At 66.0% G+C, this 18,172-nt stretch carries 15 protein-coding genes and 1 pseudogene; 7 read left to right on the plus strand and 9 right to left on the minus strand.

Features of this window, described 5'->3' with window-relative positions:
- Positions 1–75: 75 nt before the first annotated feature.
- The 7 genes from BC1002_RS04560 to BC1002_RS04590 all read left to right on the plus strand — a co-directional run bounded on the left by BC1002_RS04560 (position 76) and on the right by BC1002_RS04590 (position 8,569).
- The gene (locus BC1002_RS04560; protein ID WP_013088905.1) at positions 76–2,931 is read left to right on the plus strand and encodes a DUF4118 domain-containing protein; all 2,856 of its coding nucleotides are present in this window, start codon (positions 76–78) and stop codon (positions 2,929–2,931) included.
- Positions 2,924–3,622, plus strand: a complete 699-nt coding sequence (gene kdpE / locus BC1002_RS04565; RefSeq protein ID WP_013088906.1) for a two-component system response regulator KdpE — start codon at positions 2,924–2,926, stop codon at positions 3,620–3,622. Before BC1002_RS04560 ends, kdpE begins: the two co-directional genes overlap by 8 nt.
- A 102-nt stretch (positions 3,623–3,724) precedes the next feature.
- Positions 3,725–4,045 (plus strand): quaternary ammonium compound efflux SMR transporter SugE, encoded by a 321-nt coding sequence (sugE, locus tag BC1002_RS04570; protein WP_013088907.1) that lies wholly within the window; start codon positions 3,725–3,727, stop codon positions 4,043–4,045.
- A gap of 233 nt (positions 4,046–4,278) precedes the next feature.
- Entirely contained in the window at positions 4,279–4,890 is a 612-nt protein-coding gene (locus BC1002_RS04575; protein ID WP_013088908.1) for a DUF4126 domain-containing protein, read from the plus strand.
- 101 nt (positions 4,891–4,991) lie between these two features.
- Positions 4,992–7,481 carry an ABC transporter permease gene (locus tag BC1002_RS04580; protein ID WP_085954262.1) on the plus strand — a complete coding sequence of 830 codons (2,490 nt, stop codon included), beginning with the start codon at positions 4,992–4,994 and terminating at the stop codon, positions 7,479–7,481.
- A gap of 37 nt (positions 7,482–7,518) precedes the next feature.
- Positions 7,519–7,932 carry a group II truncated hemoglobin gene (locus tag BC1002_RS04585; RefSeq protein WP_013088910.1) on the plus strand — a complete coding sequence of 138 codons (414 nt, stop codon included), beginning with the start codon at positions 7,519–7,521 and terminating at the stop codon, positions 7,930–7,932.
- Entirely contained in the window at positions 7,925–8,569 is a 645-nt protein-coding gene (locus BC1002_RS04590) for a DUF924 family protein (protein WP_013088911.1), read from the plus strand. The genes BC1002_RS04585 and BC1002_RS04590 overlap by 8 nt, the downstream gene beginning before the upstream one ends.
- A gap of 54 nt (positions 8,570–8,623) precedes the next feature.
- On the opposite strand, the gene BC1002_RS04595 is transcribed toward BC1002_RS04590, so the two are convergent.
- The 9 genes and pseudogenes from BC1002_RS04595 to BC1002_RS04635 all read right to left on the minus strand — a co-directional run bounded on the left by BC1002_RS04595 (position 8,624) and on the right by BC1002_RS04635 (position 18,167).
- Positions 8,624–10,591, minus strand: coding sequence for an ArnT family glycosyltransferase (locus tag BC1002_RS04595; RefSeq protein ID WP_013088912.1), 1,968 nt, complete (start codon positions 10,589–10,591; stop codon positions 8,624–8,626).
- A gap of 282 nt (positions 10,592–10,873) precedes the next feature.
- Positions 10,874–11,620, minus strand: coding sequence for an SDR family oxidoreductase (locus BC1002_RS04600; RefSeq protein WP_013088913.1), 747 nt, complete (start codon positions 11,618–11,620; stop codon positions 10,874–10,876).
- Positions 11,621–11,690: 70 nt separating this feature from the next.
- Positions 11,691–12,278 carry an LOG family protein gene (locus BC1002_RS04605; protein ID WP_013088914.1) on the minus strand — a complete coding sequence of 196 codons (588 nt, stop codon included), beginning with the start codon at positions 12,276–12,278 and terminating at the stop codon, positions 11,691–11,693.
- 2 nt (positions 12,279–12,280) lie between these two features.
- The gene (locus BC1002_RS04610; RefSeq protein ID WP_013088915.1) at positions 12,281–13,006 is read right to left on the minus strand and encodes a TetR/AcrR family transcriptional regulator; all 726 of its coding nucleotides are present in this window, start codon (positions 13,004–13,006) and stop codon (positions 12,281–12,283) included.
- Positions 13,007–13,286: 280 nt separating this feature from the next.
- Complete coding sequence (locus BC1002_RS04615) at positions 13,287–13,973, minus strand: diacylglycerol kinase (protein WP_013088916.1); 687 nt, start codon at positions 13,971–13,973, stop codon at positions 13,287–13,289.
- Between the two features lie 20 nt (positions 13,974–13,993).
- Positions 13,994–15,025 carry a glycosyltransferase family 4 protein gene (locus BC1002_RS04620; protein WP_041734592.1) on the minus strand — a complete coding sequence of 344 codons (1,032 nt, stop codon included), beginning with the start codon at positions 15,023–15,025 and terminating at the stop codon, positions 13,994–13,996.
- A 48-nt stretch (positions 15,026–15,073) separates the two neighbouring features.
- Entirely contained in the window at positions 15,074–16,015 is a 942-nt protein-coding gene (locus tag BC1002_RS04625) for a UDP-2,3-diacylglucosamine diphosphatase (RefSeq protein ID WP_013088918.1), read from the minus strand.
- 263 nt (positions 16,016–16,278) lie between these two features.
- Positions 16,279–17,420 (minus strand): annotated as a pseudogene (locus BC1002_RS04630) (IS481 family transposase).
- Positions 17,421–17,642: 222 nt separating this feature from the next.
- Positions 17,643–18,167, minus strand: coding sequence for an RDD family protein (locus BC1002_RS04635; RefSeq protein WP_013088919.1), 525 nt, complete (start codon positions 18,165–18,167; stop codon positions 17,643–17,645).
- Between the last annotated feature and the right edge of the window lie 5 nt (positions 18,168–18,172).

The following is an 18,172-nucleotide window of genomic DNA, read 5'->3' on the forward strand; positions in this document are numbered from 1 at the left end:
GCGCCATTTGCGGGCCGGCGCGGGCCGTGCCACCATGCAGACACCGCCGCTCGCACGACTATGACATCACTGAGCATGAACCGCCCCGATCCTGACGAACTGCTCGAGAAACTGCAGCGCGACGAAGAAAAACGCCTGCGCGGCAGGCTGAAAATCTTCTTCGGCGCGTCGGCAGGTGTCGGCAAGACCTATGCGATGCTGCAGGCCGCGCGCCGCCGCAACGAAGAGGGTGCCGACGTGCTGGTCGGCATCGCCGAAACGCATGGGCGCAGCGAAACCGCCGCGTTGCTCGCGGGGCTCGACGTGCTGCCGCTCGCGCACATCGAGTATCGCGGCCGCAAGCTCGGCGAGTTCGATCTCGACGCCGCGCTCGCGCGCAAGCCGCAGCTGATCCTCGTCGACGAACTCGCGCATTCGAACGTGCAGGGCGCGCGCCATCTGAAGCGCTGGCAGGACGTCTACGAACTGCTCGACGCCGGCATCGACGTGTATACGACCGTCAACGTGCAGCACCTGGAGAGCCTGAACGACGTGGTCGGCCAGATCACCGGCATCCGCGTGTGGGAGACCGTGCCCGATCGCGTGTTCGATCATGCCGACGAAGTCACGCTCGTCGATCTGCCGGCCGAGGAACTGCTCGACCGCATGCGCGACGGCAAGGTGTATATGGCGCAGCAGGCCGTGCGCGCGGTGCGCAACTTCTTTCGCAAGGGCAACCTGATCGCGCTGCGCGAACTCGCGCTGCGCCGCACCGCCGATCGCGTCGACGCGCAGATGCGCGAATACCGCGCCGATCGTTCGATCCAGCGCATCTGGCAGGCGCGCGAGCGGCTGCTGGTGTGCGTGGGTCCTGGTCCCGAAGCGCCGGCGCTGGTGCGTTCGGCGGCGCGCCTCGCCGCGAGCCTGAGGGCCGACTGGCTCGCGGTGTATGTCGAAACACCCGCGTTGCAGCGCCTGCCCGACGCGCGCCGCGCACGCACGCTGAACGCGCTTAAGCTCGCCGCCGAACTGGGCGCCGAAACCGCGACGCTCGCCGCCACCGATGCGCTCGACGCGCTGATCGGTTACGCGCAGGCGCGCAACGTATCGAAGCTGGTGGCGGGCGCCTCGTCGCGCGCGGGCATCAGCCGCTGGCTGCGCCGGCCGCTTGGCGAGCGGATCGCCGAGAAGAGCGGCGATCTCGATCTCACGCTGATTCGCGTGACGTCGGAGCGCGACAGCGGCGAGCAACGGCGGCTGTTGAACACGACCGCGAACGCGTGGCGCGAGGCGTTGAGCGCGGCGCGCGAGCGTCGCTCGCCGCCGCGCGCGTATGCGTTCGCGCTTGCGATCGGCGCGGCGATCACGATGCTGTCGAGCCAGTTGATCGACCGCATCGATCTGACCAACCTGGTGATGCTGTATCTGCTCGGCGTGATCTTCACCGCGGTGAAGCTCGGGCGCGGGCCGGGTGTTGTGCTTTCGTTCGCGAGCGTCGCCGCGTTCGATTTTTTCTTCGTGCCGCCGCGCATGTCGTTGTCGGTGTCCGATACCCAGTACCTGCTGACCTTCTTCGGCATGCTGCTGACATCCCTCGTGATCAGCCATCTGACGTCGAGCCTGCGCCGCGAGGCGAGCGTCGCGCGACACCGCGAGCAGCGCACCGGCGCGATGTACGAGATGGCGCGCGAGCTCGCCGCGGCGCTCGCGACCGAGCAGATCGTCGGCATCGGCACCCGGCACTTGAGCGAAGTGTTCGGCGCGCGAGTCGCGATCCTGCTGCCGGACAGCGCCGATCAGGTCAAACAGAAAATCGAGGACCCCGACCCGGCGATCACGCTCGAAGGCGACGCGCTCGACCTCGACGTCGGCCAGTGGGTCTACGATCAGCAGAAGCCGGCCGGCCACGGCACCGACACGCTGCCGGCCGCCGCGGCGCTGTATCTGCCGCTGAAGGCGCCGATGCGTACGCGCGGCGTGCTCGCGGTCGTCGTGCGTGACGAGCGCGAGCTGACCGTGCCGGAACAGCGGCGCATGCTCGATGCGTTCGCCGCGCAGATCGCGCTCGCGCTCGAACGCGTGCATTACGTCGACATCGCGCGCGATGCGCTCGTCAACATGGAGTCGGAACGACTTCGCAATTCGCTGCTGTCGGCGATTTCGCATGATCTGCGTACGCCGTTGACGACGATCGTTGGGTTTTCGTCGATGCTCGCGCAGGGGAGGGGAGGCCAGGGGCCGACCGATCCGCAATCCGCCGCGCATCGTAACGACGAACTCGTCGAGGCAATCCACGAAGAAGCGCTGCGCATGACCGGCATCGTCACTAACCTGCTCGACATGGCGCGCCTGCAGGCCGGTAGCCTGCAGCTGAACCAGCAATGGACGCTGCTCGAAGAGACCGTCGGCGCCGCGCTGCGCGCGTGCAGGCGCGTGCTCGCCGATCATCCGGTGCAGGTCACGCTGCCCGCCGATCTGCCGCTGCTGCATCTCGACGCGGTATTGATGGAGCGGCTGTTCTCGAACCTGTTCGAGAACGCGGCCAAATACACGGCGTCGGGCACGCCGCTCGCGATCGGCGCGCAGCAGATCGACGCGGGCGGCGTGCCGTTCGTGCGCGTGACGATCGACGACAACGGCGCCGGCCTGCCCGCCGGCATGGAAGCGCGCGTGTTCGAGAAGTTCACGCGCGGCGAGAAGGAATCGGCGAAACCGGGAATCGGCCTTGGGCTCGCGATCTGCCGCGCGATCGTCGAGGCGCACGGCGGTACAATCGGCGCGCTCAACCGGATCGCCGCGGATGGTCATGTCGAGGGCGCGCGCTTCTGGTTCACGCTGCCGGTCAAGACGCCGCCCGAGGCCCCCGAGACGTTCGATACGCTCGAAGACGAAGACACCCCCGCCGACACCGCCGCCGACCTCAACCCGCTCACCCGACCCGCCCATGAGTGACCTGAGCATTACCGTCGTTCTGATCGAAGACGAAAAGCAGATTCGCCGCTTCGTGCGCACGGCGCTCGAAGGCGAGGGAATCGCCGTGTACGACGCCGAGACCGGCAAGCAAGGGCTCGTCGAAGCGGCGACGCGCAAGCCCGATCTGGTGATCGTCGATCTGGGCCTGCCCGACACCGACGGCCTCGACGTGATCCGCGAGCTGCGCGGCTGGAGCGAGCTGCCGGTGATCGTGCTGTCGGCGCGCACCCAGGAAAGCGAAAAGGTCGCCGCGCTCGACGCCGGCGCCGACGACTACCTGACCAAGCCGTTCGGCGTGTCCGAGTTGCTCGCGCGGATTCGCGCGCATCTGCGGCGGCGCAATCACGGCGGCGCGAACGAATCGCCGCAGGTGCGCTTCGGCGCGGTCACCGTCGACCTCGCGTTGCGCCAGGTCACGCGCGACGGCGCCGCGATCCATCTGACGCCGATCGAATACCGGCTGCTCGCGACGCTCGTGCGCCACGCCGGCCGCGTGCTCACGCACCGGCAGTTGCTGCGCGACGTGTGGGGGCCGTCGCATGTCGAGAGTCACCACTATTTGCGCATCTACATGGCACACCTGCGCGGCAAGCTCGAGCGCGATCCGGCGCAGCCGGAGCATATCGTCACGGAGACGGGCGTCGGGTATCGGCTGGTGGGCGCGGCGTGAGTTGGTCCGCGATGCCGCTCCGTTATAATTCGCCGACGTAAGGACGACCTTACGCTTCTATCAATCATCGGGGACGGCCCCATTTTTTATGGAGCTGTTTCGATGTCCTGGTTTCTACTGTTGATCGCCGGTCTGCTCGAAGTCGCGTGGGCGGCCGGTCTCAAAACTTCCGAAAGTTTCACCCGCTTCTGGCCGTCGGTCTTCACGGTCGTGACCGCGCTCGGCAGCTTCGCGCTGCTCGCGCTCGCGATGCGGCAGTTGCCGCTCGGCACGGCCTATGCGGTGTGGACAGGGATTGGCGCGGTCGGCGCGTTCGTCTTCGGCGTAGTGATGATGGGCGAGGCGTTGACGGTCGCGCGCGTCGCCAGTGCGTCGCTGATCGTGATCGGCCTCGTCGGCCTGAAGCTGTCGTCGGGGCACTGACTCTTCGGCCACGTCCGCCCGGCGCGCGGCCGCCATGGCCTGCAAGCCACAGCGCGGCCTCGCCGCTCTACGTTCTGCGAATCATCGTAGCTATAATGAGACAGCAACGACGTTGAGATTGCCCGCGGCCTGGCTGGCGCGGCCGGCTTGGCAAGCCTGACGGCTTCGGCGCGGAATCCCCCGCTGGTTTCCCGCCGCGGCGTCAGGCAAGCACAAAGCGCGTGGAGGCGGCCATGCTTGAATCACTTTCGCTTGCAGCGGGCCTTTCATGGGGCAGCGGTTTGCGCCTCTATCTAACGGTCCTTTTGGCCGGCGTGTTCGAACGTCTTGGCCTGATCCACTTGCCGAACACGTTGTCCGCGCTGTCATCGCCATGGGTGATCGGCGCGGCAGCCGTGCTGACGCTGGCCGAATTCCTCGCCGACAAGATCCCCGCGTTCGATTCGCTGTGGGACGCGCTCCACACCTTCATCCGTATTCCGGCCGGCGCCGTGCTGGCCGCCGGCGCGCTAGGCCACGCCGATCCGACGCTGCTGACCGTCGCCGCGCTCGCGGGCGGCACGCTCGCCGGCACTGCGCATCTCGCGAAGGCGGGCACCCGCGCGCTGATCAATCTGTCGCCGGAGCCGGTGTCGAACGTCGTCACGTCGACCGCCGAGGACGGTCTCGCGGTCGGCGGGGTACTGCTGGCGCTATTCGTGCCACTCGCGTTTCTGGTCTTGATGGTAGGCTTTCTGCTACTCGCGGCGTGGGCATTGCCGCGATTGTGGCGTGGCGTGCAGGGCGGTTTTCGCGGCATGGCCACCCACATGGTGTCGCGATTGGCGAGGAGCAGGCACGATTGAGCGAAGCACTACCAGGATCTAAGGCGGGTTCAAGAACGCGCGCCGACACCAGACCGGCGCGCCGGCTCGGCGGCATCGATCTGTTGCGCCAGGCCATGCGGATGACGGCGCGCGACTGGCGCGCGGGCGAACTGACGATGTTGCTGCTCGCGCTCGTGCTGGCGGTCGCGGCGTTGTCGAGCGTCGGGTTTCTGGGCGACCGGCTGCATCAGGGGCTCGAGCGCGATGCGCGACGCATGATCGCCGCCGACTTCATCGTGCGCGCGGATCATCCGGTCGACCCGCAATTCGCCGCCGAGGCGCACGCGCTCGGTCTGCGAACCGCCACCACGGCGATCTTTCCCAGCATGATCAATTCGACCGGCGCGTTGCCGGCGTCGCGGCTCGCCGCCGTCAAGGCGGTGTCGACGGGCTATCCGTTGCGCGGCGCGTTGCGCATCGCGGCGGCGCCGGGTGCGGCCGATCACCCGGCGACGTCGATTCCGGCGCGGGGCACCGTGTGGGTCGACCAGGAGCTGCTCGACGCGCTGAAGCTGAAGATCGGCGATGCGGTGAAGGTCGGCAATCGCAACTTCACGGTCGGCGCGCTGATCACGCGCGAGCTCGATCGCGGCTTCTCGTTCGTCAACTTTTCGCCGCGCCTGATGCTGCGCGCCGACGAAGTGCAGTCGACCGGGCTGATCACGTACGGCAGCCGCGTCACGTACCGGTTGCTGGTCGCCGGGTCCGACGATGCGGTCGCGCGCTTCGCGCAGTTCGCGCATGACCACGTCGACGCCGGCAAGATGCGCGGCGTCGCGCTCGAGTCGCTGCAGGACGGCCAGCCGCAGGTACGTCAGACGCTCGATCGCGCGGGCCATTTCCTGACGCTCGTGTCGCTGTTGACCGCGCTGCTCGCGGCGGTCGCGATCGCGATGGCCGCGCACCGCTTCATGCGCCGGCATCTCGACGGCTGCGCGGCGATGCGCTGTCTGGGCGTGAGCCAGTCCGCGCTGCGCGCGTTATTCACGCTCGAGTTCGTCGGGCTCGGCATGGTCGGCGGGGTGCTCGGCGTGGCGCTCGGTTTTCTGGGGCATCTCGCGCTGCTGACGTGGCTCGGCGGCCTGATCGACGTGGTGTTGCCGCAGCCGACGCTGTGGCCCGCGCTCGAAGGAATCGCGGCCGGCCTTGTGCTGCTGCTCGGTTTCGCGCTGCCGCCGCTATTGCCGCTCACACGCGTGCCGCCGGTGCGCGTGCTGCGACGTGAATGGGGCGACGAGGGCCGCACCGCGTGGGCCGCCTACGCGTTCGGCATCGTGCTGTTCGCGGGGCTGCTGATTCTCGCCGCCGGCGAATTGAAGCTCGGCGGCATCGTCGCGGGTGGATTCGCGGGCGGGCTGCTGGTGTTCGCCGGCATCGCGCGGCTTGCATTGTGGGGCGCGGCGCGCGTGGTGCGCAGCGAGCGGGTCAATGCGGGCATCGGCTGGCGCTATGCGCTCGCGTCGCTGGAGCGGCGCAGCAGCACTAGCGCGCTGCAGATCACCGCGCTCGGCATCGGCCTGATGTGCCTGCTGCTGATCGCGATGACGCGCAACGATCTCGTGCAGGGTTGGCGCAAATCGACGCCGCCCGATGCACCCAACGAGTTCATCATCGACATCCAGCCCGATCAGCGCGACGCGGTCACGCAGTATCTGGACGCGCACGGCATCGCCGGCGTGGAGTTGTCGCCGATGGTGCGCGGGCGGCTCGTCGCGATCAACGGCCAGGCAGTCAACCCGGACTCGTTCAAGGGCGCGGACGCGCGGCGTCTGGTGGACCGCGAATTCAACCTGTCGTACACGACGCAACTGCCCGACGATAACCGGATCGCCGCCGGCAGCTGGTTCGGCGATACGACGAAGCCGCAGATTTCGATCGAGCAGGGTCTCGCGAAGCTGATCAACGTGAAGCCCGGCGACGTGCTGCGCTTCGACGTGACGGGACTGACCATCGAGGCGCCGGTGACGAGCGTGCGCAAGCTCGACTGGGGGTCGTTCAAGGTCAACTTCTTCGTGCTGATGCCGCCCGCCGCGTTGCAGGACTTCCCGGCGACGTTCATCACGAGCTTCCATCTGCCCGCGGATAAACAGTCGACGATCGACGGCCTGATCGCCGAGTATCCCAATCTGACCGCGATCGATACCGGCCCGATCCTCGCGCAGGTGCAGCGCGTGTTGCAGCAGGTGATCGGCGCGGTGCAGTTCCTGTTCGCGTTCACGCTCGCGGCCGGCGTGCTGGTGCTGTACGCGGCGCTTGCGGGCACGCGCGATGAGCGTATGCGAGAATCCGCGCTGCTGCGCGCGCTGGGCGCATCGCATCGTCAGGTGCGGGCGGTGCAGGTGGCCGAATTCGTCGCGGTCGGTGCGCTGGCCGGCCTGATGGCGGCGCTCGGCGCGCAGATCATCGGCTCGATGCTGGCCACGCATGTGTTCGAGTTTTATCTGGATTTCGATCCGTGGTTGCTGCCGGCGGGCATTGGCGCCGGCATTGCGTGTGCCGGCGTCGGCGGGTGGCTGAGTCTGCGGCATGTGTTGGCGCGGCCCGCGCTGCAATCGCTGCGTGATGCGTGAGTTTTCTTTGTGATGTTTATTTGCTGTTGAGCAGGGTATGAGCGATTTGAATGACGAAGTGTCCTCGGACAAGCCGACCGCCTTCGAACTGGTGGGCGGCGAGGCGCGTGTGCGCGAACTGGTCGACCGGTTTTACGACCTGATGGATCTCGAGGCGGATTTCGCCGGGATTCGCGCGCTGCATCCGGCATCGCTCGACGGCTCGCGCGACAAGCTGTTCTGGTTCTTGTGCGGGTGGCTAGGCGGTCCCGATCATTACATCAGCCGCTTTGGGCATCCCCGTCTACGCGCGCGGCATTTGCCGTTTGCGATCGCGTCGAGCGAGCGCGACCAGTGGTTGAGGTGCATGGCGTGGGCGATGGAGGATATCGGCTTGCCGGAGCCGCTGCGCGAGCGCCTGCTCGGTTCGTTCTTCGAAACCGCCGACTGGATGCGCAACCGCAATGGCTGACACGCTGCCGCACGCCGCCTCGGCATCGTACTCGTTCGAAGCCGACTATGCGGCGCTCGAGCCGCGGGCGCGCGACGTTCTCGACTGCTGGTTCGGCGCACCGGGCACGCCGGAGCACGGCACCGAGCGCAAGCTGTGGTTCAAGCGCAATGACGCCGTCGATGCGATGCTGCGCGACCGTTTCGGCAACCTGATCGATGCGGCGAACGCGGGTGAGCTCGACGCATGGCAGGCCACGCCGTTGGGCGCGTTGGCGCTCGTGATCGTGCTGGACCAGTTTTCGCGCAACTGCCATCGTGGGACGCCGCGCGCCTTTGCGACCGACAGCAAGGCGCTGCAAACCGCGCAACGGATGGTCGCGAGCGGCGCCGATCGGCTGTTGCCAAGCGTGCAGCATCGCGCGTTCGCGTATTTGCCGTTCGAGCACGATGAAACGCTCGCGAGCCAGCAGGAGTCGCTGCGCCTCTTCAAACAGCTTGCGCAGGAGCAGGGCGGTGAAGGCTACTATCAATACGCGCTGCGCCACGCGAAAGTGATCGAGCGATTTGGCCGCTTTCCACATCGCAACGTGTTGCTCGGACGTGAATCGAGAGACGACGAGATCGCGTTTCTGCGCGAGCCCGGTTCGAGGTTCTGAATCAGCACGGACGCGCACGCGAAGCACTCGGCCGGCGCAATGTATTGCACGGCTTTACTCGTCGCCGCGTATCTTGCCCGCCACCGGCGTGCGCACGAATACGCGCAATAGCTCATCCGAATCGCCTGGCCGTGCGCCGGACCAGAACAGCCTCCATTCGCCGGCCGGCGGCCGCGCGTTGTCGCGGCGGCTTTCCTCGATCAGCCACGTGCAGGCCGTCGTGCGAGGATCTTCGCTCGGCTGATGCACGATGCCCGTGTAGTAGAAGAGCATCGGCGCTTCGGATTCGCCGAGCCCGGAGCTTGCCATGCAGTCGCCGTCGTTCCATTCGATATCCATCTTCGCGCCGAGGTCCCGGAACACCGAGCGGTAGCTTTTCGCGTAGTCGAGCCACGGCAGCAGCAGCGTGCTGACGAGCCCCCAAACGAGCATCGCGCCAGCACACCAGCTGAGCGCGCCGCGCCATTTGCCCGCGTACTTGAATGACGGCAGCAGCCACAGCCAGCCGATCGTCAGCGCCAGCGCGCCGATGATCAGCGCGGGCGAAATCGGCAGCACCCAGTCGAGCGGCAGCCAGCGGCCGAGCAGATGCAGCGACGTATGCGTGCTCGCGGGAGTCGTCATCGTCGACCAGACGATCCACACCAGCGCGGCCGCGCTGCCGAACAGCACGCGGCTCGTCATATCCCAGCCGGTATGCAGGCGCGCGGGCAAGCGCTCGATGCCCTGCATCGCGACCAGCGCGAGCGGCGCGATGAACGGCAGGATGTAGAGCTCGCGGACCGTCGCCGAGCTTTGCAGTACCGCGAAACCGATGCCCGCGAACAGCAGCGGCAACGCCACGCGCGGATCGCGCCAGCGCCGCCACGCGCCACCGGCGAGCGCGGCCAGCGCCAGCGGCACGACCGGAAAGCCGACGCTCAGCACGGTGCGCAGCACGAACAGGTGACTCTCGTTTTCGGAGCCGAGCTCGGCGACTGAAAAACCGAAGAAGCGCCCGACGTTGTTATCCCACAGCCACACCTTGAAGAGTGCCTCGGAGCGCAGGTAGAAGCAGATTGGCCAGATCAGCGCGAACGGCGCGCAGACGAGCGCGGCGAGGCTCAGCGCGCCCGCGAAGCCGCGGCTGCGGCATGCGGGATAGAGCAGCAGCGCCGCGCAGGTGGTGGCGCCGAACACGAGCGGCACGAATAGCCCCTTGGCGAGCAGCGACACGCCGACGCCCGCGCCGAACATCGTCGCGCCGCTGAGGATCGCGTGACGCCGCGCGCGGGCATCGAGCGGTTCGATCTGCTGGGTGGCCCGAGCATGCATCGGGAAATATGAGGCCGCGCTCTGATCGTCACGCAGATGCACGAGCACGAGTTCGAACAGTCCGCAAAAGCCGAGCGCGGCGCCGGCCATCAGCGCGACGTCGGTCATCATGTCGTGCACGTGCTTGACGACGACGAGCGTGCCGCCGAACAGCGCGAGCGTGCCGATCACGCGCAGGTCGAACCAGCTCGATGCCGCGACCGCGCGACGCGCGACGCGCGCGGTGTAGTACACCGTCAGGCCCGCGAATAGCGCGCTCGCGAGCCGCGCCGCATCGTGCAACGGCAGATAGCGGCCGAACATCCACGCGAGGCCGGTGGCGACCCAGTCGTAGATCGGCGGCTTTTCGACAAAGGGCTGGCCGGCATTGGTCGGCACGACGAGATCGCCGGTATCGAGCATGTGCTGGACGATGCCGAATGTGTAGGTTTCGTCCTGCTTCCACGGTTCGTGGCCGAGAATGCCGGGGACGAGCCACGCGCACAGGATCGCCAGCGCGACGAACCACAGCAGCGGACGGATCGCCGCGAGCGCGCGCCAACGCTGAAGGCCGCGCGTCGCGCGGTCGGCGGAAACGGCTGAGCCCGATGGGTGGGCGGTGCTGGCGCTAAGCGCGGCCTCTTGCGCACTGCCTGCTGGAGCGGCCGAGGTCGCGGCCGTCGCGCTGGCATTGTGCGCGCGCCAGCGCGTGGACTGCTCGTCTTGCATGAAAGTCTCTGTCAACGTACGTGACGGCGTTGGTCTCGTACTTATGTTTTGCTTACATCGCCTGCGAATGCATTCGATCCGGTCGATTGTAGCGCCGCATTATTACGGAAGATTACAGGTGCGCAGAGGCGCGCGCATTCAATGCGCGGCTATGTCGGTTCCTCGAAAAATCGATGGCGATTCGTGGAACGAGAGGAGGGGTGGAGCGCTGAAAAAGGCGCGGCCGTAGGGGACCGCACTATGCGCTTAAGGCTTGCGTGTCGCGCTGCACGCGACGTTCGCTCAACGACCGCCGGCGACGTCGAACAGCGCGCCCGTCACATATGAAGACGCGTCGCTGAGCAGCCATACGATGGCTTCGGCGACTTCGTCGGCGCGGCCCGGGCGGCCGAGCGGCGTGGTCACGCCCAGTTGTGCGGCGCGTTCGGGCTTGCCGCCGCTCGCGTGGATCTCGGTGTCGATCAGACCCGGACGCACCGCGTTCACGCGCACGCCCTGCGGGCCGAGTTCTTTCGCGAGGCCGAGCGTCATCGTGTCGATTGCGCCTTTCGCCCCCGCGTAGTCGACGTATTCGTTTGGCGAACCGAGCCGCGCCGCCGCCGATGAAACATTGACGATCGCGCCGCCCGATCCGCCGCGCTGGGTCGACATGCGCCGCGCCGCTTCGCGCGCGCACAGATAGGCGCCGAGCACGTTGACATCGAACACGCGTTTCAGACGCGCGAAGTCCATGTCGGCGAGTTGGCTCGACGGCGCGACGATGCCGGCGTTGTTGACGAGCGCGTCGATACGGCCGAAGGATTGCTGCAGCGTATCGAACATGCCGGTCACGTCCGCTTCGTTCGCGACATCGCCGGCGATCGGCAGCGCGCGGCCGCCCGCTTGTTCGACCTCGGCGACCGTCTGCTGCGCGGCGGCGAGGTCACGCACGTAGTTCACGCCGACGCACCAGCCGCGCGCGCCAAGCAGCCGCGCGGTGGCTCGGCCAATGCCGCGGCTGCCGCCGGTGATCAAAACAGCTTTCGTCATCGCAACCTCGTCGTTTGGGTGATGCGTGCGCGGCTGTCCGCGCTCGAGTTCGAGTTCGGTGGACCGTGATTCAGATCGCGTCGCTTTGCACCGCCGCCCATTTGTCGCGCGCGGGCGGCGCGTAACGTTGCAGCTTGCCGATCAACGCGAGCGGATCGGCGTCGATCTGCAGCATGTCGAGATAGGTCTTGCGCAGGAAGCCTTCGTCGACCGTGTGCTGGAGCAGGCCGATCAGCGGCTCGTAGAAGCTGCCGGTGTTCAGCAGCGCGACCGGCTTGCCGTGATAGCCGAGCTGCGCCCACGTGAAGACCTCGAACAGCTCCTCGAGCGTGCCCGCGCCGCCCGGCATCGCGACGAACGCATCGGACAGCTCGGCCATCATCTTCTTGCGATGATGCATATCGGGCACCACGTGCAGCTCGGTCAGGCCGTTATGACCCACTTCCTTGCTGACGAGCAGCTCGGGAATCACGCCGATCGCGCGGCCGCCTTCGGCCATCACGGTATCGGCGATCACGCCCATCAGTCCCACTTTGCCGCCGCCGAATACGAGCGCGAGATCGGCCTCGACGAGGGCGCGCCCGAATGCGCGCGCCGCCTGCGCATACAACGGGTTGGCTCCCATAGAGGAGCCGCAATAGACACACACCGACTTCATACTCAACTTTCCTTCGATTCGTTGCGAGGCGCGGCGCCCTCACGCGGCGGCAAGTAGTCGTAGAACTCGCGCTTGGGCAACGTGCCCGATACGAGGTCGTCGAACAGCTGCCGCGAGCGGCCGCGCAGGTAGGGCGCCATCAGCGAGACGATCTGCACACTGACCTGATGCAGTTCCTCGCGGATCGCTTCCTGCTCGTTGTATTTGCGCGGATTCATCACGAACTGATATGACAGCCAGTACGTGCCGATCACGCCGACGTTGGTCGCGATCACCTGCATTTCCTGCGGCGTCGCGACCATTTCGCCGTCGGCGACGAGCTGTTCGCAGAACTGGCTCGCGAAGCGCACCTTGTGGCTGATGATCTGCTTGAAGTGCGTCTCGAGGGTGCGGTTGCGCGCGAGCAGGTCGTTCAGGTCGCGATACAGGAAGCGGTAGCGCCACGTGAAATCGACCATGTACTGCAGATACGACCACATTTCGTCGATGGTCGCGCGATGGTCGTCGGGGAAACGCAGACGCTTCTCGATCTCCTGCTCGAACTGGCTGAAGATGCTGTTGATGATGTCGTCTTTGTTGCGGAAGTGGTAGTACAGGTTGCCTGGGCTGATCTCCATTTCCTCGGCGATCGTCGTCGTCGTGACGTTCGGCTCGCCGATTTCGTTGAACAGCTTCAACGACAGTTCGAGAATCCGTTCGCGCGTGCGGCGGGGAGGTTTGGCTTCCATGTCGTCCGGCCCTGGTTATGCCGGGCTGGGCGCGTGGCGGCGTGCCGCCGCTGCGTGTTCCACCCGGATGCGGTTGGTATATTGAGCTCTTCCGAACCCGCCGACACGCGGCGGACCCCCCGAAAGGGCAGGATGAAACGAGGCGCGGATACGTTTGCGCGAGCACTTTCCTGTCAGATCGTTAAACGATTATAAACCGAGCGTTCCAATACCCAACCGCCTGCGCGGATATTCGTCTTGTTGAACGTGGCAAGGCGTGCGCTGCAACCCGCGTCGAGACTCAAAGCCACGCGCGAACCCAGCCGACGACCAGCGGCCCGACGATCACCACCCACGTCATCACACACATGCCGAGCGCGACCATCACGGCGGCGCTGCCAAGATCCTTCGCGCGGCGCGACAACTCGTGACGTTCGAGCGAGATCCGGTCGATTGCCGCTTCGACGCTCGAATTGAGCAGCTCGACGATCAGCACGAGCAGCACCGAGCCGAGCAGCAGCACGCGCGACACGGGATCGACGGGCACTACGAGACCGCACGGAATCAGGATCGCGGCCAGCGTGAGTTCCTGACGGAACGCACTTTCCTCGCGAATCGCGACGCGAAAACCGGCCAGCGAGTTTTTCATCGCATGCCATGCGCGCGTAAGGCCGCGGTTGCCCTTGTAGGGGTTGAAGGGCAGCGGGGCGAGCGGGTCGTCGGGGCTGAGCGGTTCGTTGAGGGCGTCGTGGCTTGAGGAGTCGCGAGTTGTGTCGTGGCTGGCGTCGTGTTGTACGCCGCCCGAGACGTTGGCGCTGCCGCTCTTAATTCTCGCGCCGTTCACCCGATGCACGCTATCCGCATGCCCGGCGACACCAGGCTCGCGGACATCGTCGAACGGTTCGATGCTTGCGGTGTCGCGGCTGGACTCGACCGCGCGCAGTGCGCCGTTCGACGGGCCTTCGGCGCTGGATCGACTGCTTCGCATGGATAGCTCCGCGCGCCGCATCACGCAGCGGCGCTTTCCTCACGATACGCCGTGCCGCGCAGTGGCTTCAAATGCGCGGCGAATTGTGCGGACGCCGCTGCCCACGAGAAGCGTTCGGCCCATGCGCGCGCATGGGCTCGATCGATCTTCAGTGCCTCCAGACAGGCTTCGCGCAGATCCTCGTGCATCGCACCGGCGCCGCCGTCGCCGAGCACGTCGATCGGGCCCGTGACCGGATAGGCGGCGACCGGCGTGCCGCATGCGAGCGCTTCGAGCAGCACGAGCCCGAACGTGTCGGTGCGGCTCGGAAACACGAAGACGTCGGCGGCCGTGTAGACCTTCGCGAGTTCGGCCTGCGACAGCACGCCCAGATAGTTGACCTGCGGATAGCGCGACTTCAACTCGGCGAGCGCCGGACCTTCGCCCGCGACCCACTTCGAGCCGGGCAGATCGAGTTGCAAGAATGCCTCGACGTTTTTCTCGACCGCCACGCGTCCCACGTACAGGAAGATCGGCCGCGCGGTATTGAGCACCTTCGAGTCCATCGGACGGAAGATCTCGAGATCGACGCCGCGCGTCCACAGCACGACGTTGGTGAAGCCGAACTTTTCCAGGTCGTGTTTGACGACGGGCGTCGGCGCCATCACCGCGAGCGACGGCTTGTGGAACCAGTGCAGAAACTTGTAGGTCGCCGAGAGCGGGATGCGAAAGCGGGCCTGCACGTACTCGGGAAAGCGCGTGTGATACGCGGTCGTGAACGGCAGCTTGTGCTGCAGCGCATACGCGCGCGCGGCCATGCCGAGCGGACCTTCGGTCGCGATGTGCAACGCATCGGGCGCGAAACGGTCGATGCGCTCGCGCAGCCGGCGGCGCGGCAGCAGCGACAGGCGTATCTCCGGATAAGTCGGGCACGGAATGGTGCGGAATTCGAGCGGTGTCAGTAGATCGACCTGATGGCCGAACGCGCCAAGTTCGCGCCGGGTGTTCTTCAGCGTGCGCACGACGCCGTTGACCTGCGGCTCCCATGCGTCGGTGACGATCATGATCTTCATCGCGTTGTTCATCGCTGCGGGCCCTGTGGAAGTGGACAGTGGAAGTGCTCAGGCAGTGGCGCGGGCTTTCTGCGCGCGCGCCTGAGGGGCGCGCAGCGCGGTCCAGAAGATCACCTTGAGTTCGCCTTCATAGGTCTCGACGAGCGCCGACAGACTCTCGACCCAATCGCCGTCGTTGCAATAGAGCACGCCGTCGATCTCGCGCATCTCGGCCTTGTGGATGTGCCCGCAGACGACACCGTCGCAGCCGCGGCGACGCGCTTCGTCGGTCATCACGGTTTCGAACGACGAGATGAAATTGACCGCGTTCTTGACCTGATGCTTCAGGTATTGCGACAGCGACCAGTACGGGAAGCCGAGCTTGCTGCGAATGCGGTTGAACCAGCGGTTCAGCACCAGGATCATCGTGTACAGCGTGTCGCCGAGATAGGCGAGCCATTTCGCATGCTGGATCACGCCGTCGAACAGATCGCCGTGCACGATCCACAGCCGTTTGCCGGCGAGCGTGGTGTGGAACGCTTCGCCGCGCACGTGGATGTCGCCGAACGCGAGGTCGCAGAACTGGCGCGCGGCTTCGTCGTGGTTGCCGGGCACGTAGATGACCTGGGTGCCTTTGCGCGCTTTGCGCAGCACTTTCTGCACGACGTCGTTGTGCGCCTGCGGCCAGTACCAGCCTTTCTTCAACTGCCAGCCGTCGATGATGTCGCCGACGAGGTACAGGTACTCCGATTCGTTGTGGCGCAGGAAGTCGAGCAGATAACCCGCCTGGCAGCCGCTCGAGCCGAGATGGATATCCGACAGCCAGATCGTGCGATAGCGATGCGGATCGTCGTGACCGTCATCGGGATGATCGGCGTGGGCATCGAGTGATGGCGTCGCCGGCAGCGGCAGGCCGTGATGAGTAGAACCCGGGGCGGGCCGGAACGTGACGGGGTCGACGCTCGGTCCGGTTTGACGAAACAGGGAAGTCGCGGACGTATTGGGGTCCATGGCTCACGCGTCGAGTGGCGGTGCCCGTATTGAGCCTGGCGCGAGTGACTCTGCCGTGACAGTCACGAGAAGTTCTTATTACGGTGGGGGCCCCTGGCGGGGCGGTTTTTAGTGTTGTTCTGGCTTTCTTGGTCTTTCCTTGTTGCCTTTTCGGTCTATTGGCGTTGCCCCTGTGCGGGGCGGCACCTACTTTCTTTGCTGCTGTGTATGGACCGGACACATGGGTAACAGGTGTGCGGGGACATGGGTAACACATGATCCGCTCATCGCTGCTGGTTCAGGTTGATGGTTCCAAACCGGTGATGCGCAAAAAACAGGTCATAACAGTTCTCTTCGCCCACGCGTTCGCGAATCGCAACGGGCAGATTGTGCAAGGCGCTCGATACCTTGAAGCGCCGCTTCCTGAAGCGTAGTTCACCGTTCCAGCCCACGCGTTGCACGATATCGTTCTCACCATATTCGATCGGCGGCAGAATCTCGGGGTAGGCGCGCGGACTCGGCCGATAGCGCGTGACTGGCGTCGCCATGTCCAGCGCCTGATGCGGGCGCTGATGGTTGTAGACCGAGCGCCATGCATCGAACGCCCGCTGGGCGCTGGGCAGGTCCTTGAAGTGGTGCCCGGCGATCACCTCGGCCTTCAGTGTGCGGTGAAACCGTTCCTCCTTGCCGTTGGTCTGCGGATGGGCGACGCGACTGTGAGACAGGCTATGCCCAGCCGGATGAGCCAGATCGCCAGTTCGGTCAACTGGCCCGCCTGGCTGGGGCTGCCCCACGGTGAACCGTTGTCCGCGTTGATGCGCAGCGGCAGCCCGTAGCGGCGGAACGTGCGTTCCAGGTGATGTTGCACGGTCCGTGTATCGGTGCCGATGCAGGCATCGAGCGTGACGTTGTAGCGCGAATGATCGTCCAGCATCGTCAATGGCGAACAATGCCGTCCGTCCTGCAGGTCGAACCAGCCCTTGAAATCCATCTGCCAGAGATCGTTGGGCTGCTCGTGCTCGAAACGCTGCCACGGCGTGGCCGCCGCAGAGGCGGCGGCATCGATCAGCCCGTGGCGATGCAGGATGTCCGTCACCGTGCTGGGAGCAGGCACATCCGTATGTCCCAGATCACTCAGGCGCCGGCTGATCTTGCGCCCGCCCCATGCAGGATGGGCCTGACGCAGTTGCACTACCTGCTGCTCGACGCACGGCGCCGTGCGGGCCGGAGTCTGCCGCGGCCGACGGGAGCGATCGGCCAGAGCCATGGCTGTCGAGTCCTGCGCATGACGTGACAGCCACTTGTAGCCCGTCTTCGCACTGATGCCGAAGCGCCGGCACAGCTCACGCCGGTTGGCGCCTTCCTGCAAGGCCAGACAAACGAATTCCAGACGCAGGTTCATGGTCTCTCTCGGGTTCCAGGGCATGACCGGCTCCGGGCGATTCACTCGCCCAAAGTGTTACCCATGTCCCCGCACACCTGTTACCCATGTGTCCGGTCCATACACAGCAGCAAAGAAAGTAGGTGCCGCCCCGCACAGGGGCAACGCCAATAGACCGATAAGAAGGCAAGGAAAGGCCAACAAGGCGAGAACAACGACAGAAAAGGCCTCACCCCGTCCAAGGGGGCAACCCATTCAGCACGCGCGCTAGCGCACAACCTGGACCACCCGCGTCCCCGCGAGCCGATCATGCAAAAACTGCCGCTGCGGACCAAACCGCCCGCTCGCGGCCCACACCACGAACCAGACGCCCGCAACAACAAGCGTCTGCGGCACCCGCAACCCAAGAAGCGGATGCGCCGCCAACGGCGGCAAGAACCACAACCAGGCGAGCAAATACCGCCCAATCGCCCGTCCAATGGAAACCGGCGCGCCATCAGCGCCAACAACCCGTAACCGCCAGGTTTTCATCGGCAGCGTCTGGCCACCATGCGTCCAGAACCAGACGAAGTACACGCCAACCACGAGGCCAATCCAGCCGGCGAGCAGGTTGTGATGCGCGAGCCCGTTGCGCTGCTGCGTGAGCGTGCTGAACAGATAGCCGGCGAAAAACACGACGCCGAACAGAATGACCGCTTCGTAGAGCAGCGCCGCCAGCCGTCGCCGGACGGTGGGCGCCGTGCCGCCGGGCGCGGCGGCGGGCAGGGCGGGAGTGACGAGCGGCTGGGACACGTAAG

It is taken from the genome of Paraburkholderia atlantica (genome assembly GCF_000092885.1).
GTDB lineage: Bacteria > Pseudomonadota > Gammaproteobacteria > Burkholderiales > Burkholderiaceae > Paraburkholderia > Paraburkholderia atlantica.

Bases quoted from the DNA above. Each gene is read 5' to 3' on its own strand.
- BC1002_RS04560 (WP_013088905.1), top strand. From the start codon at position 76: ATGAACCGCCCCGATCCTGACGAACTGCTCGAGAAACTGCAGCGCGAC.
- kdpE (WP_013088906.1), top strand. From the start codon at position 2,924: ATGAGTGACCTGAGCATTACCGTCGTTCTGATCGAAGACGAAAAGCAG.
- sugE (WP_013088907.1), top strand. From the start codon at position 3,725: ATGTCCTGGTTTCTACTGTTGATCGCCGGTCTGCTCGAAGTCGCGTGG.
- BC1002_RS04575 (WP_013088908.1), top strand. From the start codon at position 4,279: ATGCTTGAATCACTTTCGCTTGCAGCGGGCCTTTCATGGGGCAGCGGT.
- BC1002_RS04580 (WP_085954262.1), top strand. From the start codon at position 4,992: ATGACGGCGCGCGACTGGCGCGCGGGCGAACTGACGATGTTGCTGCTC.
- BC1002_RS04585 (WP_013088910.1), top strand. From the start codon at position 7,519: ATGAGCGATTTGAATGACGAAGTGTCCTCGGACAAGCCGACCGCCTTC.
- BC1002_RS04590 (WP_013088911.1), top strand. From the start codon at position 7,925: ATGGCTGACACGCTGCCGCACGCCGCCTCGGCATCGTACTCGTTCGAA.
- BC1002_RS04595 (WP_013088912.1), bottom strand. From the start codon at position 10,591: ATGCAAGACGAGCAGTCCACGCGCTGGCGCGCGCACAATGCCAGCGCG.
- BC1002_RS04600 (WP_013088913.1), bottom strand. From the start codon at position 11,620: ATGACGAAAGCTGTTTTGATCACCGGCGGCAGCCGCGGCATTGGCCGA.
- BC1002_RS04605 (WP_013088914.1), bottom strand. From the start codon at position 12,278: ATGAAGTCGGTGTGTGTCTATTGCGGCTCCTCTATGGGAGCCAACCCG.
- BC1002_RS04610 (WP_013088915.1), bottom strand. From the start codon at position 13,006: ATGGAAGCCAAACCTCCCCGCCGCACGCGCGAACGGATTCTCGAACTG.
- BC1002_RS04615 (WP_013088916.1), bottom strand. From the start codon at position 13,973: ATGCGAAGCAGTCGATCCAGCGCCGAAGGCCCGTCGAACGGCGCACTG.
- BC1002_RS04620 (WP_041734592.1), bottom strand. From the start codon at position 15,025: ATGAAGATCATGATCGTCACCGACGCATGGGAGCCGCAGGTCAACGGC.
- BC1002_RS04625 (WP_013088918.1), bottom strand. From the start codon at position 16,015: ATGGACCCCAATACGTCCGCGACTTCCCTGTTTCGTCAAACCGGACCG.